We start from the raw sequence: 26,963 nt of genomic DNA, 5'->3' as shown, positions 1-26,963 counted from the left end.
GATAGCGAAAATTACCAAATTATAAAATCAAAGCCCAGGGTTAACCTGGGCTTTATGTTTTTAGCTTGTTTTTAGCTATACAAGTTTAACTTATAATTGTTATAACATTTGGTATGAAATATTCTTCAATAACTGCATAAAGCGCACCATATAAGTAAGTATCATGTGTAAAGGTTGCTGGCAGAACTTTTAATATACTTGCTGAATGTTCAAGCACTTTCGACTTCAATTTGTATTCCAAATCTTTGTAAAAATCCAAAGGCAGTCCCGACAATTCACCACCAACTATAAGGTACTCTGGATTTATAGAATTCACTATATTCATAAGTGCTTTAGCTAATAGTTCGATGTATTCTTGCATTCTTTTATCCTTTCTTAAGTACAAATCGCTCAGGTATTTTCCCCAATCTTTTTGCAACTTACCAAAGTATGAGGTGATAGAAACGTAACCTTCCATGCAACCGTTGTTCCCACAACGGCACTTGATATTACTACTTAAATCAAATATCGTGTGACCAAATTCACCAGCTGTAAAAGACGGACCACGGAATATATTTCCATTTATCCACAAACCTGTACCAAGTCCCTCTCTAATTGTTACAAAGACAGAACTTTTTGATTTTCTCACTTCTTCTCTTTGAAACGCTTCCGCTATCATCGCAAGATTTGCTTCGTTATCTGCGTAAATTACCTTTTCTGGAATCTCTATTTTTATGTTTTTCCACCCTTTGCTTGGTACAAATAGAATAGTATCGTTATCTGTATCAACCATACCGGGTATGGAAAACGCAACTACCTCAACATCGTTATAACTTTTTGTTAATGAATTAACGTTATCAATTATCTCATCAAAACTATTTGGTGTCTTCCCCGATTCAAGTTTTACAAATTCTCCATTCGCCATTCCAAGAGCATAATTTGTATTTTGAGCGCCAATATCAACTAATAAAACTTTTAGTGCATCTGGATTTATTGCTAATCCTATTGATTTCCTTCCAACACCAGTTTTTTCTTCTAAACGACTTGTTTCAGTTATCACGCCTCTTTCGAGAAGTTGAGTAACGCACCTTGTAACAGTACTCGGAGATAGCCCTGTTATTTTCGTAAGACTAACACGATCTATCGTTTTGTTGTGAAATATCGTTCTTAATATAAGAAAGTAATTGTTTTCTTTCATTGTTGAGTGTAGTATTTTTTCAGAAATAATTCCTCCCAAAGAAATATATTTATCTTTCAGCTAATTTTAGCTAACTTTGCTTCTTGTCTTGATATCAAAGACAACAGCAAATACCAATACAAGTCCTCTAATTATGTATTGTAAAGATATACCAACACCTAACAAATTCATACCGTTGATAAGTGAAGCCATAACTAATGCACCGATAAGTGAGTTCGCTACTTTACCAACTCCACCAGCAGCAGAAACACCACCAACATAAGCAGCAGCAATTGCATCAAGTTCAAACAAAGTACCAGCGTCTGGGGTTGCTGATTGCAATCTTGACGTGTACAAAATCCCAGATATTGCAGTCAAAAATCCCATTGAACCGAACACAAAAAGTGTGATTTTTTTAACATCTATGCCACTAAGTTTTGCCGCTTCTGGATTTCCACCAACTGCGTATATGTGCCTACCAAGTACAGTCTTAGTCGTCATAATATGGTACACAAAAGTTATTAGGAGTGTTATAACAAATGTCCAAGAAAGACCATTATAATTTGCCAATACCCAAAATACATAAAATATTATTGCGCTAACAAAAAGTATTTTCAAAATAAACATTCTCATCGAAAGTACTTCAAAGTTATATTTTAACTTGTTATTTCTAACTTTTATTTCATTCAAAATGTACAAAGTAACTATAGCCAAACCCACAACTATCGTTAAACCATGCAATTCACCAATTTTAAACAATTCCGGTATGTATCCATTACCTATTTGGTTAAAATTATCGTTCATTACAATAATTGTACCTGTACTTTGCGTAAATAACAAGAGAGCACCTCTGAAAATCATCATACCTGCAAGAGTAGCAACAAATGCAGGCAATCCTACATTTGCAACTAAAAATCCATTCATAAGCCCAAAGATAGTTCCAAGTCCAATTACAATAAGAATTGTGGGTATAACAGGCAAACCATCTCTAAGCAACCTTGCAGCTATTGCACCTAAAAAACCTGCCATAAATCCAACTGATAAATCGATATGGCGTATAACTATAACAAGTGTCATACCTACAGCAAGAACAGCTATATACCCCATTTGATTGAAAAGGTTACTTATATTTCTTGAAGAAAAGAACAAACCATTTGTAAGAATAGTAAATATTGCCATTATAAAACCAAGTGCAATGTACATCCCGTACTCACGTATATTCTTTTTCAAAAGCACTTTTAGTTCACCAAAAAATCCCATACTGCATCCTCCTTTTTTATTTTTAATCAATAAAATTAATATTCAACAGCCATTGCCATTATCTTCTCCTGAGTTGCCTCCGTTCTGTCAAGTTCACCAACTATTTTTCCTCCAGACATAACGTATATCCTATCACTCATACCGAGAACTTCTGGTAATTCAGATGAAATCATTACGATACTCATTCCTTCTTCCTCAACTAATTTATTCATCAGTGCGTATATTTCATATTTGGCACCAACATCTATACCCCTTGTTGGTTCATCAAGGATAAGTAATTTTGGCTTAACAAACAGCCATTTTGAAATTGCGACTTTCTGTTGATTTCCACCGCTCAAATTCATAACCTTTTGTTCAACTGTCGGCGTTTTAATCCTTAGTGATTCCTTATATTTTTCAGCAATGATTATTTCTTCGTTTTCGTCTATAAATAAGCCTTTCTTTAACTTATTTAACCCTGCAAGTGTAGTATTTGTCTTAACATCGAAATCTAGAATCAACCCAAGTACTTTTCTATCTTCTGAAAGGTATGTAAAACCTGATTTTATAGCTTCGCTCGGTGATTTGAATCTTCTCCACTGACCATCAAAGTACATCTCACCCTCAACTTTGTAATCTTTTGCATTTCCAAATAAACTTAAAGCAAGCTCTGTACGTCCTGCTCCCATAAGACCTGCAATACCGACAATCTCACCTTTTCTAACGTACATGTTAGCATCTTTAACAACATATCTATCAAGCTTTGGATCAAAAGCCTTCCAATTCCTTATCTCAAAAATTTTCTCACCAAATTCTCTTTTCTTTCTCTTCGGATAAATATCTTCAATTTCTCTACCAACCATGTATTTAATTATATTTGCTTCTGTAAATTCTTCTTTTTTATCAAGGTATGCAACCATTTTTCCATCTCTGAGTACAGTTATACTGTCGGCAACTTCTATAACCTCTTTAAGCTTATGGGATATTAATATAGATGTTACCCCATGGTTTTTCAGATCTTTTATTATTTTTAAAAGATTTTCGCTGTCGTCTTCATTAAGCGAAGAAGTAGGTTCATCTAAAATCAGCAATTTAACATTTTTAGTAAGCGCTTTAGCTATTTCCACTATCTGCTGGTGGCCAACTCCAAGGTCTTTAACTTTTCTTGAAGTATCTAAATCTGGCTTTATTTTCTGGAGCACATCAATTGCTGATTTGATTGTTTTGTTCCAATCTATAAAGAGTTTATCTTTTATCTCATGACCAAGGAAGATATTCTCATATACAGTAAGTTCTGGAATCAACGCAAGCTCTTGATAAATAGTTACAATACCGACTTTTTCGCTATCATGGATATGCTTGAATTTTTGGACTTTACCATCAAAGATTATTTCACCATCGTATTCACCATAAGGATAGAAACCACTAAGAATTTTCATAAGTGTTGATTTTCCCGAACCATTTTCACCAACAAGGCAATGAATCTCTCCACGTTTCACTTTGAAATCAACATTATCAAGGGCTTTCACACCCGGAAAAGTTTTTGTTATCTTTTTCATTTCAAGTATGTACTCACTCATCCCCTAACTTCACCTCACATGTCAAATTTTTCAATATCTTCGATATAAAAAGTTTCTTATTAAATTTCTAAGAACAAGGTGGCGGTGTTTCACGCCACCTTGCTCAAATTATGAATTATAGCAAATTTTTATTACCATTTGAAATCTGAAGATTTGTAGTACCCTGAATCGATAAGTATTTTCTTAACGTTGTCCTTTGTAACAACTTGAATTTCTGATTGGATTGCTGGTACTTTAATTTTTCCGTTGTCATATGTTGCCGTTGTTGTTGGTTTCTTACCTTCTAAGAGAAGTTGAGCAACTTTTATTGCGTCGCCAGCAAGTACTCTTGTATCTTTGAATACTGTCATCGATTGTTTTCCATCGATTATGTATTGTACTGATGCTTTTTCTGCGTCTTGACCCGTGATGTAATATGCCTTAACATCTTTATCTGTTCTGAAGGCATCGGCTATAGCCCTTGCTGTACCATCATTTGGTGCAAGAATGTAGACTGTTCCTTTATCCGTTGCTTTTGCTCTTGTAAGATCATCCTCAGCTTTCTTCTTCGCAACGTTAAAGTCCCAGTTTGTTGTAACTTGACCTATAATTCTTGCCATTTCATCTCTCGTTAAATCTTTCTTATTTTTAACCTTTTCTGCTTCACTGGAGTTTATAATTCTAAAAGTACCCTTTGCAATTTCTGGTTGGAGAATTTCCCAAGCGCCCTGGAAGAATAAGAATGAATTGTTATCCGAAAGTGCCCCTGCGTAGAGATACAATGGATTATTCTTTGTCCCTGATTTTACATTTTGAACAAGGAATCTACCCATTGCTCTACCAACTTCAACACTATCAAATGTTACATAGTAATCGACTGCTGATGTGTTCATGATAAGTCTGTCATAAGAAATAACGTAGGCTCCTGATTTCTTTGCAAGTTCTGCCGTTGCTGCTGCCGCAACCGCGTCGTGTGGACAAATAATTATAACTTTCGCACCTTTTGAAAGTAAGGCTTCAACGTTTTCTCTTTCCTTAGCTGGTGAACCTTGGCTGAATAAAATTTCAACAGAGTACTTCGTGTTTTTCAAAAGTTCTTTAAACCTTGTTTCGTCTTGAATCCATCTTGGTTCGACGTTAGTTGGAAGAACTATACCAACATCAACTGCAAAGTTTAAAACCGCAGAAAGTAACAATACTGAAAGAATACCTAATAGCCAAAACTTTTTCATAACTTCTACCTCCCTGTTTTTAGTGTGGGTATATCACAATTTCGTTGTCAAAAATATACCATATAAAATCTGTGAAACAAAATACAGCATACCTGAAAATATTTCTTTCAGAAAGAAATAAATTATCCAAAATTAAATAAATCTTCAAATCTCTATTTTTTTCATGATTTTTCATAGTATTCAATATATTCATGGTATTTAAAACAACTATGATGAGTTACTTTACGTAAAATTTCATTCGAAAAATTTGTTTATAAGGTGTATAATTGTATTGGATAAATTATTTAAAATCGTTAAAGAAAGGGAGATAGGTATGAAAACTGAGAAAGTTGATTTGCTATTTGCCGAAATAGGTTCAACAACAACTGTTTTAACAGCTTTCCATTTTGGAATTAAACCTAAAGTAATTGCACAAGCCGAACATTGGACAACTGTGAACGAAGGCGATGTAACAATAGGTATAGAAACTGCGTTGAAGAAGATGGAAGAGAAAATAGGTAGTAAAATTTCGTGGGAAAAATTTGCTGCAACAAGTAGTGCAGCTGGTGGGTTAAAGATGACCGTTCACGGTCTTGTGTACGATATGACTGTTCGGGCTGCACGTGAAGCTGCGCTTGGTGCTGGTGCGGTAATAAAGTACGTTACTGCCGGAAAGATGGACGATTTTCATTTGAAGAAAATTCTATCTATCCAACCAAAGCTCATCTTATTAGCCGGTGGCGTAGATTATGGTGAAAGCGAGACTGTGGTTCATAACGCAAAAATGCTTGCAAAACTTGATTTAGATGTTCCGATAATTTACGCAGGTAATGTTGCAGCAGCTGAGCATGTAGAGTATATATTATCAAGCGCCGGTAAGAAAGTTTACATCACAGAGAATGTTTACCCAAGGATAGATTACTTAAACGTTGAACCAACTAGGAACGTTATAAAAGAGGTCTTCGCAGAGCATATAATCAAAGCACCGGGAATGGAAAAAATAAAAGATATGGTCAATTACGAAATTATCCCAACCCCTGCAGCTGTTATGAAAACAACAGAACTTGCATACGAACATTTCGGTGATTGTTTAACAATAGATATCGGTGGGGCCACAACAGATGTCGATTCAGTCACAGAAGGTTCTCCAGAAATTCAGGAGATGATGATTTCACCTGAACCGTTTGCAAAAAGAACTGTTGAAGGTGATTTGGGCTTGTATGTAAACGCACATAACGTCATAGAAATGATGGGAGAAGAAAATTTGAGAAAGCAATTTGAAGATTATGATGAACTATTAAGTAGAATTAGTCCATATCCACAAGGTGACAGGGATGAATATTTTATAAGTAAACTTGCAACATTCTGCGTGCAACAAGGTATAAGAAGACACGCGGGAAGTAAAAAACATCTTTACACACCAACAGGAAGAAAAACAATAGCAGAAGGAAAAGATTTAACGGCAGTTAAATATGTCTTTGGTACTGGTGGATTTCTTTCAAGGTCAAAATATGCAAAAGAAGCCCTTGAAAGTATCAGACATCTTTCTAGGTTGCATCCAATGGAGCTACTTCCGTCAGAAAATATTAAATTATTTAGGGATGAAAGGTATATATTTGCCGCAATTGGTTTAATAGCAAGCAAAATAGACAAAGATATCGCTAAAGAATTGTTGATAAACGATGTAAAAGAATACTAAAAAGAATACTAATCTCATGGAGGTTGCAGTTATGGGAAATATGGATGAAAAAGTCTTAGTAATTAAAACGACTGATGTTGAGAGATTATGTGATGGAAAAACGGGAGTTGTCAAAGTACCAGAAGACGAATTTTTAAAGGTCTTAAAAAATGGTTTTTTCGTTGAGCGTTCAATTGCAGAATACGATGAATCCACAAGGCAAGTAATTCCATACATTGTTTTGAAAGAAAATGATGAATATATATTTTTTAAAAGAACAACTAATCAAACGGAAAAACGGCTCCATAACTTAATAACTTTGGGTGTTGGTGGTCATTTAAACGTGGAAGATTCAACTGACCCTGTAGAATGTTTGAAAAATGGTCTATGGAGAGAATTAAAGGAAGAAGTGAATGTTTCCGTGGAAAACATCGAATATATTGGATTGATAAATGAAATTGAAAATCCTGTAAGCCGTGTCCACGTTGGTGTTTTGTATATAGCGCATGTTAAATACCATGGTCTTGCCGAACCTGAGAATTTTATAGAAATTCGTTCGAGAAAACTATCCGATTACTTAGAGGAGATGGAAGGATGGGCGAAAGTTACCGCATTGTACTTAGAACATATGCAAAGTTAAATCTGTGCCTTGATGTTTTAGGAAAAAGGCAAGATGGATATCATGAGATAAATTCTCTTTTTCAAAACATTTCACTATTTGATGAGATGGATATAACGTTATCCGATGGCAAAGGTAAGTTATTAATTAACTCAAATGTTAATATAGGAAACAACATTCTCAATTCCGTATGGGAACTAGTAAATTGCGATAACAAAAATGTTTATGTAAATTTACAAAAAAATATTCCTATGGGTGGTGGACTTGGCGGAGGCAGTAGCAACGCAGCAGGTTTTATAATAGCACTTGAAAAAGTTGGAATAATATCAAAAGAGCAGTCACTAAAAATTGCACAAAAAGTTGGAAGTGACGTACCATTTTTCTTGTTTGGAGGTACAGCTATCGTTAAAGGAAGGGGAGAAGTTATTCTTCCAGTTGAGCCTTTGACAAATTTTGGTAAATTCAAAGTCGATTTGCACTTACCAAATTTTTCTATCTCTACAAAAGAAGCGTACAGTAAACTCAAAGCGGAATGGTTTGGAAAAGCACCAATTACACCAGAAGAATTGTACGATTTTTACAAAACACGAAATTTCGAAATGATTAAAAAAGGTACATATAATATCTTTGAGAGAGTAATACCAATGGACTTGCTTGAAAAAATCGAATCCTTGAGAAGAGATTTTCCAGCAGCACTTACGGGTTCTGGAAGTACTTATTTTGCTTTAAAAGAAGATGGGAAGTATTCTTTTGTTCCAAAGGGGGTCGAGATAAATGCCTTTGAGAAAAGTTAGAGTTGAAGAACTAGCTGTTGATAGCAATATGTTGGGAAACATAAATTCGACTGAGGACATAAAAGAAGTTCAGTCATTTATTGGTCGTGAGAAGGCAGTTAAAGCTCTAAGATTTGGACTTGATATGGAAAGAGAAGGTTACAATATCTTCGTTGTTGGACCTTCTGGAACAGGAAGAAAGACTTTCGTTAGGCATTTTGTAAATGAATATGCACAGAGAAAACCAGTTCCACCTGACGTAGCTTACGTTATGGATTTTGAAAATCCGATGAGAGCAAAAGTGATATTCTTACCATCAGGAAAAGGAATAGATTTAAAAAAGGATATGGAAAAACTTGTTGAAACACTCACTGAGAAGATAACAAAAATATTTGAAAGCGAAGATTATAAAGCAAGGCGGAGGGAAATAGATTACGATTTTGAGCAACAACAGGAAATATTCACCCAAGAATTGATGCAAAAAGCATCGGCTCTTGGATTTGCAATAAAAATAACATCAACAGGTATTAACTATTACCCTGTTAAAGATGGGAAGATATTAAAAGATGAAGAATTTGAAATATTAAGTGATAATGAAAAAAGATATTACCAAGAAAATGAAAAAAAGGTTGAACTCCTGATAGATGCAGCAATTGAAAATGTTCGAAAGCTTGAAATTAAATACAAAGAAAGGATAAGAGACTTAAACCGATACGCCCTATTATTTGCAACAGAGGAACTTTTTTCTAATATCGAAAAGAAATATCCATACAGTGATGTAATTGAATTTATCCATAGAATAAAAGAAGATATAATTGAAAAAGTTACTTCATCAAAGAAAATCCAAGATTTAGAATACTATTTCAAACGTGCATATTCAATTAACTTGATAGTCGATAACTCCGCTTTGAACTCAGCGCCTGTCGTCTTTGAAGATACACCCACTTATCACAATCTTTTTGGAAAAATAGAATACATAGAACGAGATGGTATGTTATATACAGATTTTGGTCTTATAAAACCGGGAGCACTACACATTGCAAATGGTGGGTATATAATAATCGATGCTCAAGAACTTCTTGTTCATCCATTCGTTTGGGATAGACTGAAAAAGGTGCTCTTTTCGAAACAATTAGAAATAGAAAATATAGATACGGCATACGGCTATTCAGTTATCGCATCTCTGCAAACTGACCCTGTTCCGTTAAAATTAAAGGTCATTTTAATAGGTACTCCTGAAATTTACGAAATTCTATACGAATATGACCCAGATTTTGAAAAACTCTTTAAAGTAAAAGTGGAACTCGATTGGGAAATCGATACAACTGTAGAGAATGTTAAAGATTTACTTTCTTTTGTTGCAGATTATGTGAAATCAAAAGAAATATTGCCATTAAAGAAGAGCGCACTTGAGAAAACAGTTTGGTATTCGATGAGACTCTCAGGTGATAAAACAAAACTTTCGATGAGATTAGGTTCTATAATTGATTTGATAGAAGAAGCCAATTATTTTGCAAACGAAAGAAATTCCAAATATATAGACCATGAAGACGTAAAAAAAGCATTAAAAGAACGAGAAGAACGAATGAAATTAATTGTTGAAAAATACGACGAGATGTTTAAAAAGGAAGATATAATGATAGATGTCTCAGGTAGAGTCGTTGGCCAAGTAAATGGACTCACCGTTGTAAACTTTGGCGATTACGAATTTGGATTGCCTGTAAGGATAACCGCCAAAACGTACCTTGGTACGTCTGGAATATTAGACATACAAAGAGAAGCAGATTTAAGCGGGCAAATTCACAGTAAAGCGGTTATGATACTAACTGGTTACCTTGGAAGTAAGTATGCAAGAAAAGTCCCATTTTCTGTAGGGGTTTCCATATCCTTCGAACAAGTTTACAGTTATGTAGAAGGCGACAGTGCATCACTAGCCGAGGTTTTAGCGATAATTTCCGCACTTTCAAAAGTCCCATTAAAACAAAATATAGCAGTCACTGGTTCAATTAATCAACATGGTCACGTTCAACCTGTTGGCGGTACAACACAAAAAGTTGAAGGATTTTACAGAATTTGTAAACTCAAAGGTTTAACAGGAACACAGGGAGTTATAATTCCTAAGGCAAATGTTAGAAATCTTGTGCTCGATGATGAAGTGATTGAAGCTATAAGGGAAGGTAAATTCCACATATGGACAGTTGACGAAGTAGACGAAGCAATAGAAATTATGACAGACAAACCCGCAGGCGAGATGAATAAAAATTACGAATATCCACGCGGTACTGTGAACTACTACGTTGTGCAAACATTAAAACATTCACACAATCTTTCGGAAGGAAAAGAAAGAGTGAGAAAGAAAAAGAAATAGCAAGCGATAGTAGACTAATCCAATAAAACGTGTTATAATTCATTAATGGCGCTTATTTATTTGACTGAAGCTCAACTAAAGGAGGCGATTGACTTGAAGAGAATAGCTGTTATGACAAGTGGTGGAGATTCTCCCGGAATGAATGCCGCTATACGTGCAGTTGTTAGGTATGGTATTAAGCAAGGACTTGAGGTTTATGGTATAAAAAGAGGTTACGCAGGTCTTTTAGACGAAGACATAGAAGAAATGACATTTGCTTCCGTTGGTGGCATCATGGAAAAAGGTGGAACGATTCTTAGGTCGAGCAGATGTCCGGAATTCGTTAGAAAAGAAACAAGAGCAGAGGCTGCAAAGATTTTGAAAAAACACGGCATTGAAGGACTTGTCGTAATTGGCGGAGAAGGTAGTTTACATGGTGCTATGTTTCTTGAAGAAGAACAAAAAATCCCAGTTGTTGGTATCCCAGGAACTATCGACAACGATATCGCAATGACAGATATGAGTGTTGGTGTAGATACCTGTTTAAACACTGTTGTTGATGCTATTCAAAAACTTAAAGACACTGCAACATCGCATGAAAGAGCTTTCATTATAGAAGTTATGGGTAGACATTCTGGATATATAGCAACTGTTAGTGGTCTTGTCACAGGTGCAGAAGCGATTATTATACCAGAAGTACCTGTAAACTACGAGGAGTTAGGCAACAAGCTTTTGCAAGAAAGAGAAAGAGGCAAGATAAATTGTATTGTTGTGGTCGCTGAAGGTGCCGCAAGCGCTTACACAGTTGCAAGACATCTCGAGCACAGAATTGGCTATGAAACAAGAATAACGATCCTTGGACATATCCAGAGAGGTGGTTCTCCAACCGCATTTGATAGATTATTAGCTTCAAGAATGGGAGTAGCCGCAGTCGATGCCCTTATGAACGGAGAAAGTTACGTGATGACAGCTTTACAAGGTGGAAAAATTGTTACCGTCAAGCTCGATGAGGTTCTGAAAGAAAAGAAAAGATTGGATATGGACTTAGTAAAATTAGCTGGCTTGTTGTCTTAATATCTTTAAGTTAAGACTTTGCAAGCCAGGTGATGAAAAATGATAGTAAAAAATGGATTGGTTTGGAACGGGAGATCTTTTGAAAAAAAAGATTTATTTATACAAAATGGGCAATTCGTGAATGCTAATAATTACACGGAAGCTGGACCTGTGGTTGACGCCACAGGTCTGTTTGTCTTACCCGGTTTTGTTGACTCCCACGCACATATCATTGGCACAGGTATGAAGATTCTAACACATGATATGTCAAAAGAAAAAATAGAAGACATATTAAGCCCTAATGTCAAAGAAAATTTTATCATTGCACGTGGTTGGGAAGAGTTACCTGAAAATTATTATTTACAACTAGCAAATATTATTCAAAAACCTATAATATTAGTTCGAAAATGTGGTCATGTAGCTTGGATAAATAACTACCTCAAAAGTAAGTTAAATTACAAAGAGAATTTAATATACGAAAGTGCTATCGACCAAGTATGGAAATATTTTGGTGATGAGTTTTACGAAAATGCTTTCAGAATTGGTCAAAAAGAATTTCTGAAATATGGTGTAACACAAGTACATTCGGATGATTTCCACGGAATATCCTTTGAATCTCTGAAAAAACTTTTGGAAAAAAGCCAGATAAGGGTTTTTGAAAAACTTTGTACAAACGAACCTTGGAAATACAAATTCGGAGAATTTGGAATTTCAAAAGTCAAAGGAATAAAAATTTACGCGGATGGTTCACTTGGTGCCAGAACTGCTTATATGTTTGAACCATACGTTGATACTAATGATTTTGGGCTTTTCACTGTGCCTGAAAATATCGATGAGATTATAAACTACGCTGAAAAAAATAATTTGCAATTGAACATACACGCCATTGGTGACAAGGCTTTACACAAAATTATCACAATTCTTGAAAAGCACGATGTTAAGCAAAAACACAGACTCATACATCTTCAATTTGTAAAAATGGACGATTTTGGAAAATTGAAAAAATTTTATTTATCTGTCCAACCACACTTTTATTACGAAGACTTAGATATGCTAATATACGTTCGCTATGAATTGGCTTATCCATTCTTAAAAATGTACCAATCTGGTTACGATATCGCATTTTCAACAGATTCGCCTGTTTCACCAGTTGATCCAAGGTATGTTTTGGAAAGTGCACTGAAAATGGGTTTTTCAAAAGCAGATGCGATAAAACTCTACACCGAAAACGGAGCTAGGATGGCTGATATAAAAGCTGGAAAAATAGAAGAGGGATATTTAGCTGATTTTTGCTTATATGAAGATGATCCATTTACCAATTTACCGATATCCGTCTTCATTGGAGGCAAAGAGACAAAGGAGGAATAATATGAATTTTTTTACACGTCCAGATGATGATTATAGATTTGAAGTAATAGTTGTTGGTGGTGGACATGCTGGTATAGAAGCTGCGTTTGCAAGTGCGCGCATGGGTTTTAAAACACTACTTATAACAGGTAACCCAGACAACATTGGATGGGCGTCATGTAATCCAGCCATTGGTGGCTCGGCTAAAGGTATCGTTGTTCGAGAAATAGACGCACTTGGTGGAGAAATGGCAAAGACTACTGATGAAACAATGATAAATGTAAGAATGCTAAATACAAGCAAAGGACCCGCTGTGCAAGCACTCAGAGCTCAAATCGATAAATATTCTTACTCAAGAACCATGAAAAGAAAATTGGAAGAACAAGAAAATTTATTAATAAGATACGGAATTGTTGAGGAAATACTTGTTGAAAATGGTAAGGTGAAAGGTGTTGTCGATAGCTTCGGAATAGATTATATGGCTAAAGCTGTCATATTAACGACTGGTACTTTTCTTAGGGGAAAGATATTTATTGGTCGAGAAACGATGGAAGCTGGACGAATGGGGGACTTTTCGGCACGCGGCTTGACGAATTCTTTGATTAAACTTGGATTTACGGTTGGAAGATTTAAAACAGGCACGCCTGCTCGTGTGCTTAAGAAGAGTATAGATTTTTCAAAAATGGTAAGACAAGATACTGACGATAAACCGTGGGCATTTTCTCATTTCAATGAGCCTAAAGTATTAGAAAAAGACTATCCTTGCTGGCTAACCCACACTACACCTGAATCTCACAAGATAATAAGAGACTATTTAATCTTTTCCCCGTTATACGGTGAAGTAAAACTCATACAGGCAAAAGGGCCAAGATATTGTCCTTCGATAGAAGATAAAGTTGTAAAATTTGAGCGGGAAAGTCATCAAATATTTGTCGAACCAGAAGGTAAAGACACTCAAGAATACTACCTTAACGGATTATCTACCAGTTTGCCTTATGCTGCCCAAATAAAGATGCTCAGAACAATCCCAGGCCTAGAAAATGTTAAAATCGTAAGGCCAGCATACGCAGTTGAGTACGATTACATCGACCCAACTCAACTTTACCCTACACTCGAATCAAAAATCATTGAAAATCTTTATTTTGCAGGGCAAATCAATGGAACAAGCGGATACGAAGAAGCGGCAGCACAAGGATTAATAGCAGGAATAAATGCGGGATTAAAATTAAGAGGTGAAAAGCCTATTGTTCTAAAGCGCTCAGAAAGTTATATCGGAGTAATGATAGATGACTTAGTCACAAAGGGAGTAGATGAGCCTTACAGATTACTCTCTTCCAGAGCAGAATATAGATTGCTATTAAGACATGACAACGCGCATTTAAGACTTGCAAAATACGGCTACCAAGTTGGGCTGATTCCAAGATGGTTCTATGACAAAATTATAAACTTAGAAAATAACATCAAATACCATATCGAAAGACTCGAAAACGTAAAAGTACCAGCATCATCCAGTGTAAATGAATTACTACAGTCTTTGGGGACAACACCATTAACAGAAGGTACAAGGCTTGCAAAATTACTTAGACGTCCGGAAGTTAGTTACAACGCTTTGAAACATTTAGATCCTGAACCAATAAGCGATACGGATGTAATTGAACAAATAGAAATACAACTAAAGTACGAAGGTTATATAAACTCCATGCTAGAGCAAGTTCAGATATTTGAGGAATACGAAAATTTACCTATTGTTAACGTAATTTTTTCAGAAGTGCCTAATCTATCAACAGAAGCGCGCGAAAAGCTTGAAAAAATCAAGCCTTTATCCATAGGTCAAGCTTCAAGGATACCCGGAGTAACCCCGGCTGATATTCTTGCATTATTGACTTATATCAAGAAAAAATAAGGATTTCGACAACTTTTCTTCATTTTTTACAAGATTAAGCCTTGATTTTGACAAAGAAAATTTTTATGGTAAAATATAACAGGATTTTTTGTAACAAATAAACTAAGGGGTGGGAGAAATGCGAAAAATATTAGCTTTAGCGCTGATATCAATAGTAGCAACAATCTTTCCTTTCTATATAAACTATCAAGTTCAGAAGGGGGATACTCTTTATAGTATTTCAAAGGGGTTTGGTATACCAATTCCTATACTTCTTGATTGGAATACAGGGTTAGCGCCATCAAATTTAAGAGCCGGGAGTTCAATTAAAGTACCTGTTGTCCCAGGTATAATGTTCAAAAGCACTAAGAGTATTAGTTTATCAGAACTTGCTAAGTATTTTTTCATTGATCCTGAAGAGATAGTCACAGTTAATCCATCTATTGGTTCAACAATACCAGCAAATAAAGAAGTTTTTGTACCATTGGGAAAAACAAATACATCTTTTGCTCAAATATCTGATTTCATATGGTCCGTTTATGGAAGAATAACTTCAGAGTTTGGTTGGAGAATACATCCAATATACGGCAAGAACCTTTTCCATACAGGAGTAGATATTTCCGTGCCAACAGGTACACCGGTCTTTGCTTCGAAGTCTGGTGTCGTAAAATATGCAGGTTGGATGAGCGGCTATGGCAATTTAATAATAATCGATCATGGAAGTTTTGAAACGTATTATGCGCACCTTTCCAAGATAAACGTTTACGTTGGATTGCAAGTTGAGAAGGGTGATTTCATAGCAAGGTCCGGAAGTACTGGTACGTCAACAGGTCCACATCTACACTTTGAAGTTAGAAAATATGGAGAAGCAAATGACCCCGTTGCGTATCTCCCAAGAACAACAACGTACGTTATGAGGAGGGTTATATCTGAATAAAAGTTTTAAAGAGTGGATATTTAATATAAAAGATGAACAGTTAGAATTTGTGGACGATCTACTTTATGGCGAATACGATTATTACATAATAGATAGCAGCGAGGGAAAATTCCTCGCTGTTGTTTCACCATATATGGACGATTTAAGTTCCTTGAAAAATCAATTATTAGAAATTGGTTTATCTTTTGTTGGTACACGCGAGAGTAAACCAGAAGATTGGTTGAAAAATATAATTACTGAGCCTTTTGAGATGATTGAAGATGTTTGGATTGACCCTTTAGAACACGATTTATCTCATCTTAAAGATAAAATTGTTCTGCGCATCCCTCAAGGACTCGCATTTGGAACAGGTCTTCACCAAACGACAAAAATGTCAGCGATGTACTTAAAGAGATACCTGAAACCCGGTATGGATGTCCTAGACCTTGGCTGTGGTAGCGGAATATTAGGCATACTCGCAAAAAAACTTGGTGCAAATAGGGTTTTAGCTGTTGACAACGACCCGTTAGCTGTCGAGGTTGCGATGGAAAATGCAGAAAGAAATAAAGTAGACATAGAAGTTAGGCTCTCTGACCTATTTTCTAATGTTGACGGAAAATTCGATATAATTGTATCTAATATAATCGCCGAAATACTTGTAGAAATGTTGAAAAATGCAGGAAATTACCTTAAGGAAGGCGGTATATTGATTCTTTCTGGAATAATTTTACCAAAAGTGAATTTATTTGACCAATATAACGTTATAGAAAAAATGGTGATGGACGAGTGGAACGCATTAGTGATAAAGATTTAAAAGTTATCCAAAAGCAACTTGGAAGAGAAATTAACAATGTTATAGCCGTTTGCAAGTACTGTTCTTACGGATTTCCGGTTGTTATTTTAAGCTATCCTATCAGAAATGGTACACCTTTCCCAACAATTCATTACCTCACTTGCCCACATTTAGTAAAAGAAGTCTCGCGTCTTGAAGAAAAAGGCTATATCTCTAAATTTGAAATTAAAATAAAAGAAGATTCTGAGTTTTCAAGGGCATATGAAAATGCCCATTTTAGTGTTATTCAAAAACGTCTTAACTTACTCATGGAAGAAGATAAAAAGTGGGCAAAACATCTTGAAAGTGTGGGAACGGGTGGTATAAAAGATTTTAAAAATGTGAAATGCCTTCACTTGCATCTTGCAGATTATCTTGCCGGTATCGAAAATCCAATAGGTAAAGAAGTTTACGATTTAATTGAAAAAAAAGAGTGTGATACGGGGGGATGTGGTGGTGAAGTATGAAAATCATGAGAATAATATCTTCATTATGTTCGACTTTCAAAATCAACCCGTAGACGTCCAACTTGTTTATAACGAAGCCCAAAAATACGGTCGAATTGTCGGTGGAAAAGCTTACGGTTCATGGTCTAAGCATAAGATGCCTTCGTTTGTATTATACAACTACGGAATTGAATTAATAGAAATTCCTGAAGCAGAGTTCTTGCCAAATAAGAAAGGTAACGATATAAGGCTTGCAGTTGATTGCGTTGAAATAGCTCTACATAATAACGTAATAGACACCTTTTTTCTTGTAACAGGAGATGCGGATTTTACCGCTTTGGTGTATAAGCTTAAATCTTATGGAAAAAAAGTAATCGCATTGGCACGGACAAAGTCAGCAAGTTATGAGTTAGTATCAGCTGTTGATTTATTTATACCATACGAAGATATCGTAAAAAACGAAAAACTTGCCGATCCAATAGATAGGATTTCTGAAGAATTAGAGATTTTTCTAAAAAGGTCCGGAAAAGACTTCACATTGGAAAACCTTTCAAGGTTTTTATCTTCTTTCAATATAAATCCCAATAAATACGGCGTAAACTCATTACATGAACTTGGAGAAATAATATATGAAAGAAAAGTCCAAAGACCAGAACGGTTAAAAAACTTAAAAATAGATTTGATAAAAGCTATAATATTTGAAAACTTGCGTGAAGAGAGCCTATTTGAATTTGCTCAATCACATAATTTTGACATTAGCGATGTAAAAACCGCAATTGACTCTTTGATTCATGACAATGTTATCTATATAAAAGATAGAACTTTTGAAATAAATAGAAACAAAAGTTTCTTTTCCACAATACTTGATAAGTACCCAATCGTATATACTCATCTTGTTGAATTCATTGAAAAAACATACAAAGCGTTTAACTCAGGAAAAGTAAAAGCCTTAAATCAATTATTACAGTCTGAATTTAAAATCCCAACCTCAGAATTTAAAACATACCTTGAAGCAATTAAAAGAAGCGGTTGTCTTAAAGGTATAGATGATAGTGATTACATATCTTATTCAACTCCTTCAAAAATTGTTACGGATCTAGAAACTCTTAAATTTTCAACTTTCGCTTATTATCTAAAGAGAATTCTCGCTATAACATTCATATTTAAAGAGGAATTAGAATACATAAAGGAACTTGTTTTCTCAAATGATGAAAACTTGTTTAATAAATGTTTGGAAAAATTAATTTCGAACGGTGAAATAACAGAAATTGGAGGAGTTTACTTTTATACACCTGTCAATGGATAAATAATTAGTTAAAAATGAAGGTGATAAAAATTGAAGATAGAATTAATTGTTCCTGGCAAATTATCCAAACACTTGCAACCAGCATTTGATTACTATGTTGAAAAATTAAATCGCTTTGCAAAAATTAGTGTTCATTTTGTTGAGCTTGGTGGAGATTTAAATACGGAAGATGAAAAAACTATTCTAAAAAAAGAGGCAGAACACATTAAAAAAAGATTGAAAGATAGAAAATTCATATTGCTCGATTTATGGGGGAAAGAATTAACAAGTATTGAGTACGCAAGATTTCTGGAAAATACCATAAATAAATTGTCAGAAATTGTTTTTGTGATAGGTGGACCTTTAGGTATCGACGATTCACTTAGAGAAAATGCATTGGCAAAAATATCACTCTCAAAAATGACATTCACGCACGAAATGTGCGTGATTCTATTTTTGGAACAAACTTTTAGAGCTTTTAAAATACTGAAAAATGAAAAATATCATTATTAATTCAACTATTTTAAATTTTAGCAATCGAAAAAATAGACGATAATTATGTATGAAAAAAACAGAAAGGAGGAAAAGGTATGATAGACAAAATCAATAAGCTCAACCAATTGCTTGGAAATCAAAATATCCAAGAAACGAAGAAAATAGGAAAGGAAGAGAAGAATGTAGAAAAATCAAAAGTGGAGACTCAAAAATCGGACTCTTTGGTTATAGAAGAAGGTAAAAAAGTTGCAGAATATATTGAAATGGCAAAGAATTACCCGGAAGTTCGAAGCGAACTTGTTCAGCAGATAAAACAGGCTATTGAGAATGGCACTTTCGTTGTTGATGCGGAGAAGATAGCTAAAAAAATCTTGGAGGGATGATTTTTGCTTAAAGAAAACCTCAAAAAGCAAATAACAGTTTTGGATGAAATGATTCAAGCTTTCAAAGGGCTTGAGGGTTCTGTGGTATCAAAAAACCTCGAACAAATTTCACAGTATGCTGTGACAATAGAAGAAAAAAGTTTAGAATTATTAAAAATTGAAGAAGAAAGAGAAAAGATACTTAATGAGTATAAAGTCAAAACTGTAAGAGAATACTTGGAAAAAGATGATACTCCGGAAAAACCGGAGATTGCTTTTCTTTCCGCAGAGATTGTTGAGAAGCTCAACGAATTGACAATTGTAATGGATGGAATAAGACAGATTATTGAATTCGAAAATCAATACGCTGGGCTTCTCAACAATCTTATTAAGGGCGTCCAAGCCCCAACTTACAATTTTTCGAAAAATTCGCAAAGTTCTCAGGAGAAAAATTATGCTAAGAATTATACTCAGATGGAAAGTCAATCAAGATACGATAAATTAAAGTGAGAAATATAACTTGGAGCAAGTAAGTGAGGTGCGAAAATGCCAGATATTAGCCTCTTTGGAACATTAAATACTGGATTATTAGGTGTTTACGCGAGTAAACTTGCGATGAATGTCGTTGCTCATAATATAGCTAACGCGAATACTCCAGGCTTTTCAAGGCAAAGACCGGAATTACTTACAATGCCTCCAATCCCTATAACCTCACTTACTCAACCTGCAGTACCACTTCAAATAGGAACTGGAGTATATGTCAGAGATATCAAAAGGGTAAGAGATGCGTTCTTAGATATTCAGTACCGCCAAACAAATAACAAATACAATTACTGGGATACAATCACTTCAAACCTTCATTTCGTTGAACAGCTCTTCGCAGAACCATCAGAAGCTGGTATACGTTACTTATTTGACTCTTTTTGGTCAGGTATCGAAGAGGTTATAACCGATCCAACGAATACTGCCGCCAAAAGAGGATTAGTTAGCAGAACCGAAGAACTTGTACAGCATATGCAAGACTTATACACAAGACTTGAACAGCTAAGAACAGATATAGACAATGAAATTGCACAAAGAACCCAACAAATAAATGCAATGGTCAAAAGACTAGCCGATATAAATGCAAAAGTAAGAACTGCTGTTAGTCTTAAATATACACCGAATGATTTACTTGACGAAAGAGATAGGATATTAGATGAATTATCAGACCTTGCTGATATTTACTATTACGAAGATGCAGCAGGTCAAATCACTTTACGTTTGGGAAATCAAATTGTGCTAACAGGTCAGAATGTTGTTGATCTCAGAGCCCTTGAAAGACCGTTTGGAAAAGGATTCAAAGAAATATTTGCAGGTAATTCTATAGTCTCAATAAACGACGGAAAGTTAAAAAGTTTGTTTGACTTGAGAGACGAAGTACTTGTTAGGTACATGAATAGGTTAGATGAATTTGCCCTTTCGCTTTCAGATGAGTTCAATCTCATTCATCAAGACGGTTTCAATGGAGATGGAAGTGTTACCGGTTTAAAATTCTTTAACGACATTGAAGCGGAAAGAATTAAGGATTCAGTTCTTTATAGGCTTGCCGGCGCGAAGCGCGTTGAAAATGGTCCGATAAACAGGATATCCGGAATGAGCGACAGAATAGAGATTTCCGATATAACCACAAAACCATTCATAGAAAAGGGAGCAATTGTATTTTTCAACGGTACTAACAAAGTATTTTCTGCAAACGTTAACCCATACGATAATGTTGAAGATTTCCAAAACACTCTCTCTACAATCACAGATAGATGGTTCGATTTGAAAATCGGCGCGCACGGTGACGGTGGTTATAGATTGTATTTCGAATCATCTGAAAATTTAAGAAACACGTTGGCACTGGATTTCAATGGTAATATGTTCAACACAATGGGATTTGCAACTAAAAATATTGATGTGTTTACTATAGATAGAAGAGATTTTAAAGTTATGCCTGGGCAGTACAAAGTATCAATTAATGGTACAGAAGAAGTAATTAACATTACAAATAGCACTACACTTGAAGACCTTGCCACACAATTAAATACACATTTTGGTTCACATATAACCGCCTATGTCCATGAAGATAAGTTGCTTATACTACCAACCAAATCCAACGAATTTAACATCAAGAACTTAAAAATATCAGATTCCGGAGGATTGTTCACCCAATCAAATCTCCATATCGAAACGTACAAAGCACTCGATACAGGCAAAGAAACGCTTGAAAATATACTTCAAAGAAGCGAAGCCTTCTCAATAAGAATAGGTGCGACTGAGATAAGAATCGATCCGACAAAAATGACTATAAGAGATCTTGCCGATAAAATAAATGAAGCAAATACAGGTATAATTGCTGAAGTCACGCCACACAGTAAATTTGTTTTAAGAGGTTCACGTTCGTTAGGCTTCGAACTAAAAAAAGTTATTCAAGGTCCAGAAGCGCTTTGGACAGCTCTTGGCTTTATTGATCCAGACGGTAATCCACTAAACGATTGGGATGAAGGATTTGTGTTCGTGAATCCTTTCGAAAAACCTGAAGACCAAAGGATAAGGTATATAAAAGCCGACGCGCTCTTTATAGACAAACAATTACCAAAGGAACCTTACAGATTTGTCGAAAAATTAAAGGTTAATTCAACTATTCAAAGCAACCCTGAAACTATCGCTGTTGATATAGGTTACACAGAAGAGAACCCAAATTGGGATGCGAAAGTATTTAAACCTTCTGGAAGAGCTAACACAAAGATAGTTGAGATGCTCTCAGCGTTAAGAAACAAAAAATTACTAAATGACGGATTGGAATCTTTCAACGAATACCTTGGCAGTGTCGTTGCAGAACTGGGTGTTGAAAGTGAAACAGCTATGAAGATAAAGAGCAATACAGACTTGATGAAAAAAGAAATTGATGGAGAACGGGAACGCGTTAAAGGGGTTTCACTCGATGAAGAAATGGCAAATATGATTAAATACCAACAAGCATTCAACGCAGCGGCACGTGTGATGACAGCTGTAGATGACATGATATCAAGAGTTATAGATAAACTCGGACTTGTTGGAAGATAATCGAGAGATTAATAAAAAGGAGGGGCACAAATGCGTATAACAAACAATATGATTAATGAAAGATCGCTTTTTAATATACAACAAAGTTTATACAGAATTGCTCGGATGCATGATAAGTTATCTTCCGGAAAAGAAGTTCAATATCCAAGCGATGACGCAGTTATCGCAACACGAGCTTCAAATATATCAAGCAGGCTCAGAGAACTTGAACAATTCAAAAGGAATGTCGATCATATAAACAACTTTGTCCAATCTTACGATACCACTCTACAAGAATTGTCAGACTTATATCACCGTGTTCGTGAATTGATGGTAAGAGGTGCAAATGGGACAAATACAGTAGATGAAAGAAACGCAATTGCTGCTGAGTTAAAAGCCATTAAAGAACATTTGATAGAAGTATCAAATACACGTGTTGGTGATGAGTTCATATTCGGCGGCGCAAGATCCGAGTTAAAACCTGTAGACGAAAATGGAAATATAGTAACACCTATTGAAGCAAATGTTCGAAGAAAAGCAAACGTGTTAGGATACAGTATAACTTACGGTGTAACTGTATACGACGTATTCACATTGAATAATGGAAAGACTGTTTTTTCAACAATCGATGATGCAATTCAAGCTTTGCAAGAAGGTGACGAAAAAAAGCTTTCAAATATTTCTCTGAAAGAAATAGATATTTTGGAAAAATCCGTTATGGAACACTTCGCAAACGTCGGTTCCACATCAAGAATGGCGGAAATGGTTTCATCAAGAATAGAGGATTTAAAATTGTTTAACACCGAATATCTTTCCAAAGAACAAGATGCTGATTTAACAAAAGTGTTGACAGATCTATCAATGCAACAATCCGTTCTTGAAGCTGCGCTTAAGTCTGCCGCTATGGCTATCCAAAAATCATTAGTTGACTTTGTGGGTGGATAATAAATGAACATTAAACAACCAGAAAAATTCTCAGCAGAAATTCTAAGAAATATTAAAACAATCGATATACCTTCACATAAGCCGACGCATGCGTCGGCTTTTTTAGTTTGGTATTCAAAACCAACAAGTGATATAAAAAACGTAATCGAATTGGGAAGCGGAACAGGGATAGTTGCATTTGCATTAGCCAAGCTGTATAATCTTTATGTAACCGGAATAGAAATCCAACATGAATTGTACGAATTGGCAATTGAAGGTATCCATGTAAATAATCTTGAAGATAAAGTTAAATTCCTTCACTGTGATGTTAGAGATGTGGAAAATTATTTCAAAGCCGAAAGCTTTGACATGGTCGTTTCAAACTTCCCCTTTCATGTTGGTAAAAAGAGTCCTGATAAAATTAGAAATATGTCTCGAAGTGCTGGCTTAGAACTGATTAATGACTTTATCAAATCATCATCATACCTTCTTAGAAATAAAGGCACTTTTGTATTCGTTATGTCACCTAAGTTACTTGTGCCTGTTATCAATATTCTATCAGAGCACAAATTGATAGTTCAAAGGATGTGTTTTTTCCACGGTACACTTGAAAAAAATGCGAAATTAGTGGCAATTAGAGGAAAGAAAAATGGTGGGTACGAGGTGATAATTGATCCACCACAGTGGGGGGTGTAGTTGAAATGGTAGAAAGATACGCACTTGAACCTTTGAAAAGCTTATGGACATTGAAGACACAGTACGAAAGATGGTTAGAAGTAGAGCTTGCTGTTGTGGAAGCTTACGAAGAAAAAAACATCGCTCCAAAAGGTACCGCTCAAAAGATAAGAGAAAGTGCATCCATCGATGTAGACGATATTCTTGAAACAGAAAAGATAGTTGACCATGATGTTATAGCGTTTATCAAGTCTGTTACGAAAAATATGGGTGATGAGGCAAGATATTTTCACTATGGATTAACTTCATCTGATATCGTAGATACAGCAAATTCACTGGCGTTAGTTCGATGTTTAGATACAATTATAAATTCCTGTGAAAAATTAGGCGAATCGTTGTATAAAAAGGCCATTGAGTACAAAAAACTTCCAACGATTGGTAGAACACATGGAGTACACGCAGAACCGACATCGTTTGGTTTAAAATTTCTTTCTTGGTATGCTGAATTGACAAGAAATATAGAAAGACTAAAATACGTTAAAGAAGAAATAGCAGTTGGAAAATTAAGCGGTGCCGTTGGAAACTATGCGAATATAGACCCTGAAATCGAAAAAATAGCACTCCAAAAACTTGGCTTAAAACCTACGCCAGTAGCCACACAAGTTATATCCAGAGATTATATAGCACACATGCTCTCTGTATTTGCTGTATTAGCAGGTTTGATTGAGAGAATAGCGATAGAAATAAGGCATCTACAGAAAACTGAAGTACTTGAGGCAATGGAACCATTCAAAGAAGGACAAAGAGGATCATCGGCGATGCCACATAAAAAAAACCCAATTCTGTGCGAAAGACTAACAGGTATGGCAAGATTAATAAGAAGTTATGCGCAGGTTGGTTTCGAAAATATGGCTCTTTGGCATGAAAGAGATATTTCTCATTCATCAGCTGAGAGATACATACTTCCAGATTCAACTATGACAATATATTATATGATAGAAAAAACAAGACACATAATTGAAAACATAAAAATTTTCGACAAGAATATCGTAAAAAACATAGATATAACCAACGGTTTAGTTTACTCACAAAGAGTAATGCTCGCGCTTGTAGATGTTGGAATGAGTAGAGAAGAAGCCTATACAATAGTTCAAAAATATGCATTAGAATGTTGGGAAACAGGTAAAAGTTTCAAGGAAATGTTGAAAAAAGATGAGAACATTTCTAAATTGTTAGCAGACAAAATTGATGAAATATTCAAACCAGATTACTATTTAAGAAATATTGAAGAAATTTATAAACGATTCGGAAGACAAGAATAAAAAATGCGGGCTGAACGCCCGCATATTTTTTCCGTTATGAACAAATAAAAATTAGTATGTTGCTTCTGTTGCTTCTTCTGTTGTTGTTTCTTCTGTTGGCATTTCTTCTGTTGTTGTTTCTTCTGTTGTTACTTCTTCAGCTGGCATTTCTTCTGTTGTTGTTTCTTCTGTTGTTACTTCTTCTGTTGTTGTTGCTTCTTCTGTTGTTGCAGCTGCTTTACTCTTGTTTGCTGCTACTGCCCAAATGATAGCTACAACGATAATAGCGATAACTATAAGTGTTACTGTCAAACCTTTTTTGGATGCCATAGCTCCAACCTCCCTGTAAGTGTAATTGAGTTGCACGATTTTATTTTTTAACTTCTTTCGCCTTTATTATATCATTTGCTGTGTTACTTTCAATGGTCTATTAGTGAAAATTGTTTGTTACATTAAAATTAATTATTATGTTTATCATCTATTTTAAATGGTTATCGATAATCACCTCTTTTCAAAAAATATTTTTTTAGACTGTATCAAAATCATTATTTCTGGTAAAGGAGCAAAGAAAAAATTAACTAAAGAGAGTATACTTAAGCAAAAAAGTGGGAAAAAGAGTATAAAAGTGATACATGCTCTCTATTCGTATTATATTGTAATTGCTTGTAAGGTGGAAATTTGGAAATAGACATGTATAAAAGTTAAAATTTATATAGGGAAGGCATTATTGTAAAAAAAAAAAGGAGGTTTTAGAATGCGTATAGTTACTTGGGGATTTGGTGCGATGGGTAGAGGTATCGCAAAGAATGTTATTGAAAGCAAGTTTATGAAATTGGTTGGTGTCATCGATAAAAATCCAGAGTTCATAGGAAAAGATGTTGGAGAACTCCTCGGTTTAGGTAAATATGGCGTAAGAGTGAGAGATTCCATAGATGTTATAGAAGAAACAAATCCTGATTTAGTTGTTATAGCAACTAGCTCTTTCGTTAGAGATGTCCTTCCACAAATCGAGTATGCTGTTAAGAATCACGCAAACGTAATTACTATAGCGGAAGAAATGGCATTTCCTTTTGATTCACACCCTGAAGAATCACTTTACATGGACAGTCTCGCAAGAAGGTACGGAGTCACCATACTTGGGACAGGTGTCAATCCAGGCTTCGTTCTTGATACGCTTATCATATCTCTCACTGGTGTATGCACAAAAGTTAATAAAATTATAGCAAAGAGAATAAATGACCTTTCACCATTTGGAAAAACAGTTATGGAAACACAGGGCGTTGGTACAACACCTGAACAATTTGAAGAAGGCTTAAAGAAAGGAAATATAGTTGGACACATCGGTTTTCCACAAAGCATAGCTATGATTTCAAGAGCGTTAGGCTGGAGCATAACAAAAATCGAAGAAGAAAGAAAACCAATAATTTCGAATGTATACAGAGAAACACCTGTCGTGAAGGTGCAACCTGGTATGGTTGCTGGATGTAATCACTCAGCAAAAGCATATGTTGGCGATAAATGTGTTATAGAACTTTACCACCCACAACAAATTCATCCACAATTGGAAGGTGTCGAAACAGGTGATTACATAGAGATTTACGGAGATATAAACATCAACCTTTCGATAAAACCCGAAATCCCTGGTGGGAAGGCAACTATAGCTATAGCAACCAACATGATACCTATAGTAATTGGTGCGCAACCCGGACTTAAATGTATGGCAGATTTGCCAGTTCCAAGGTCAATCCTTTCTCAAATGGAATGATGATTAACTAAAATCAAAGATGAAAGGTG

General features: G+C 35.2%; 24 protein-coding genes. 19 read left to right on the top strand and 5 right to left on the bottom strand.

The window, feature by feature from the left end:
• Positions 1-85: 85 nt before the first annotated feature.
• The 4 genes from FNOD_RS08670 to FNOD_RS08655 all read right to left on the bottom strand — a co-directional run bounded on the left by FNOD_RS08670 (position 86) and on the right by FNOD_RS08655 (position 5,186).
• Positions 86-1,216, bottom strand: a complete 1,131-nt coding sequence (locus FNOD_RS08670) for an ROK family transcriptional regulator (RefSeq protein ID WP_238374588.1) — start codon at positions 1,214-1,216, stop codon at positions 86-88.
• A gap of 27 nt (positions 1,217-1,243) precedes the next feature.
• On the bottom strand, positions 1,244-2,416 hold the full coding sequence (locus tag FNOD_RS08665) for a sugar ABC transporter permease (protein ID WP_011994794.1): 1,173 nt from the start codon (positions 2,414-2,416) through the stop codon (positions 1,244-1,246).
• A gap of 35 nt (positions 2,417-2,451) precedes the next feature.
• Positions 2,452-3,975, bottom strand: a complete 1,524-nt coding sequence (locus tag FNOD_RS08660) for a sugar ABC transporter ATP-binding protein (RefSeq protein WP_011994793.1) — start codon at positions 3,973-3,975, stop codon at positions 2,452-2,454.
• Between the two features lie 131 nt (positions 3,976-4,106).
• On the bottom strand, positions 4,107-5,186 hold the full coding sequence (locus FNOD_RS08655) for a sugar ABC transporter substrate-binding protein (protein WP_011994792.1): 1,080 nt from the start codon (positions 5,184-5,186) through the stop codon (positions 4,107-4,109).
• A gap of 271 nt (positions 5,187-5,457) precedes the next feature.
• Here FNOD_RS08655 and FNOD_RS08650 point away from each other — a divergent pair, with 271 nt between their 5' ends.
• The 18 genes from FNOD_RS08650 to purB all read left to right on the top strand — a co-directional run bounded on the left by FNOD_RS08650 (position 5,458) and on the right by purB (position 25,190).
• Positions 5,458-6,864 carry a GlmL-related ornithine degradation protein gene (locus FNOD_RS08650; protein WP_011994791.1) on the top strand — a complete coding sequence of 469 codons (1,407 nt, stop codon included), beginning with the start codon at positions 5,458-5,460 and terminating at the stop codon, positions 6,862-6,864.
• Positions 6,865-6,895: 31 nt separating this feature from the next.
• Positions 6,896-7,483, top strand: coding sequence for an NUDIX hydrolase (locus FNOD_RS08645; protein WP_011994790.1), 588 nt, complete (start codon positions 6,896-6,898; stop codon positions 7,481-7,483).
• The gene (ispE, locus tag FNOD_RS08640) at positions 7,438-8,256 is read left to right on the top strand and encodes a 4-(cytidine 5'-diphospho)-2-C-methyl-D-erythritol kinase (protein ID WP_011994789.1); all 819 of its coding nucleotides are present in this window, start codon (positions 7,438-7,440) and stop codon (positions 8,254-8,256) included. The genes FNOD_RS08645 and ispE overlap by 46 nt, the downstream gene beginning before the upstream one ends.
• Positions 8,237-10,603 (top strand): ATP-binding protein, encoded by a 2,367-nt coding sequence (locus FNOD_RS08635; protein ID WP_011994788.1) that lies wholly within the window; start codon positions 8,237-8,239, stop codon positions 10,601-10,603. Before ispE ends, FNOD_RS08635 begins: the two co-directional genes overlap by 20 nt.
• Positions 10,604-10,696: 93 nt before the next feature.
• Positions 10,697-11,656 (top strand): 6-phosphofructokinase, encoded by a 960-nt coding sequence (pfkA, locus tag FNOD_RS08630; protein WP_041256983.1) that lies wholly within the window; start codon positions 10,697-10,699, stop codon positions 11,654-11,656.
• Positions 11,657-11,695: 39 nt separating this feature from the next.
• Positions 11,696-13,003, top strand: a complete 1,308-nt coding sequence (locus FNOD_RS08625; protein WP_011994786.1) for an amidohydrolase — start codon at positions 11,696-11,698, stop codon at positions 13,001-13,003.
• 1 nt (position 13,004) lies between these two features.
• Positions 13,005-14,885 carry a tRNA uridine-5-carboxymethylaminomethyl(34) synthesis enzyme MnmG gene (gene mnmG / locus FNOD_RS08620; protein ID WP_011994785.1) on the top strand — a complete coding sequence of 627 codons (1,881 nt, stop codon included), beginning with the start codon at positions 13,005-13,007 and terminating at the stop codon, positions 14,883-14,885.
• A 118-nt stretch (positions 14,886-15,003) separates the two neighbouring features.
• Positions 15,004-15,801 carry a LysM peptidoglycan-binding domain-containing M23 family metallopeptidase gene (locus tag FNOD_RS08615; RefSeq protein WP_011994784.1) on the top strand — a complete coding sequence of 266 codons (798 nt, stop codon included), beginning with the start codon at positions 15,004-15,006 and terminating at the stop codon, positions 15,799-15,801.
• Positions 15,802-15,850: 49 nt separating this feature from the next.
• Positions 15,851-16,594 carry a 50S ribosomal protein L11 methyltransferase gene (locus tag FNOD_RS08610; RefSeq protein WP_011994783.1) on the top strand — a complete coding sequence of 248 codons (744 nt, stop codon included), beginning with the start codon at positions 15,851-15,853 and terminating at the stop codon, positions 16,592-16,594.
• On the top strand, positions 16,567-17,079 hold the full coding sequence (locus tag FNOD_RS08605; protein ID WP_011994782.1) for a DUF501 domain-containing protein: 513 nt from the start codon (positions 16,567-16,569) through the stop codon (positions 17,077-17,079). The genes FNOD_RS08610 and FNOD_RS08605 overlap by 28 nt, the downstream gene beginning before the upstream one ends.
• The gene (locus FNOD_RS08600; RefSeq protein WP_238374587.1) at positions 17,069-18,364 is read left to right on the top strand and encodes an NYN domain-containing protein; all 1,296 of its coding nucleotides are present in this window, start codon (positions 17,069-17,071) and stop codon (positions 18,362-18,364) included. Before FNOD_RS08605 ends, FNOD_RS08600 begins: the two co-directional genes overlap by 11 nt.
• 30 nt (positions 18,365-18,394) lie before the next feature.
• Positions 18,395-18,856: a 23S rRNA (pseudouridine(1915)-N(3))-methyltransferase RlmH gene (locus FNOD_RS08595; protein ID WP_011994780.1), complete on the top strand. Its 462-nt coding sequence runs from the start codon at positions 18,395-18,397 to the stop codon at positions 18,854-18,856.
• Positions 18,857-18,933: 77 nt separating this feature from the next.
• The gene (flgM, locus tag FNOD_RS08590; RefSeq protein WP_011994779.1) at positions 18,934-19,221 is read left to right on the top strand and encodes a flagellar biosynthesis anti-sigma factor FlgM; all 288 of its coding nucleotides are present in this window, start codon (positions 18,934-18,936) and stop codon (positions 19,219-19,221) included.
• Positions 19,222-19,224: 3 nt separating this feature from the next.
• Entirely contained in the window at positions 19,225-19,710 is a 486-nt protein-coding gene (locus FNOD_RS08585) for a hypothetical protein (protein ID WP_011994778.1), read from the top strand.
• Between the two features lie 36 nt (positions 19,711-19,746).
• A complete protein-coding gene (flgK, locus tag FNOD_RS08580; protein WP_011994777.1) occupies positions 19,747-22,290 on the top strand; it encodes a flagellar hook-associated protein FlgK in 2,544 nt (847 codons plus the stop codon).
• Between the two features lie 30 nt (positions 22,291-22,320).
• Positions 22,321-23,214 (top strand): flagellar hook-associated protein FlgL, encoded by an 894-nt coding sequence (gene flgL / locus FNOD_RS08575; protein ID WP_011994776.1) that lies wholly within the window; start codon positions 22,321-22,323, stop codon positions 23,212-23,214.
• Positions 23,215-23,217: 3 nt separating this feature from the next.
• Positions 23,218-23,889 (top strand): tRNA1(Val) (adenine(37)-N6)-methyltransferase, encoded by a 672-nt coding sequence (locus FNOD_RS08570; protein WP_011994775.1) that lies wholly within the window; start codon positions 23,218-23,220, stop codon positions 23,887-23,889.
• A 5-nt stretch (positions 23,890-23,894) separates the two neighbouring features.
• Positions 23,895-25,190, top strand: a complete 1,296-nt coding sequence (gene purB, locus FNOD_RS08565; protein ID WP_011994774.1) for an adenylosuccinate lyase — start codon at positions 23,895-23,897, stop codon at positions 25,188-25,190.
• A gap of 51 nt (positions 25,191-25,241) precedes the next feature.
• Here purB and FNOD_RS09525 read toward each other — a convergent pair whose 3' ends face one another.
• Complete coding sequence (locus tag FNOD_RS09525; protein WP_011994773.1) at positions 25,242-25,499, bottom strand: hypothetical protein; 258 nt, start codon at positions 25,497-25,499, stop codon at positions 25,242-25,244.
• Between the two features lie 424 nt (positions 25,500-25,923).
• On the opposite strand from FNOD_RS09525, the gene ord reads away from it, so the two are divergent.
• Positions 25,924-26,934 carry a 2,4-diaminopentanoate dehydrogenase gene (gene ord, locus FNOD_RS08555; RefSeq protein WP_011994772.1) on the top strand — a complete coding sequence of 337 codons (1,011 nt, stop codon included), beginning with the start codon at positions 25,924-25,926 and terminating at the stop codon, positions 26,932-26,934.
• Positions 26,935-26,963 lie beyond the last annotated feature (29 nt).

It is taken from the genome of Fervidobacterium nodosum Rt17-B1 (assembly GCF_000017545.1).
Taxonomy (GTDB): Bacteria; Thermotogota; Thermotogae; order Thermotogales; family Fervidobacteriaceae; genus Fervidobacterium; species Fervidobacterium nodosum.
This window is presented reverse-complemented; position numbering and strand designations above follow the sequence as displayed.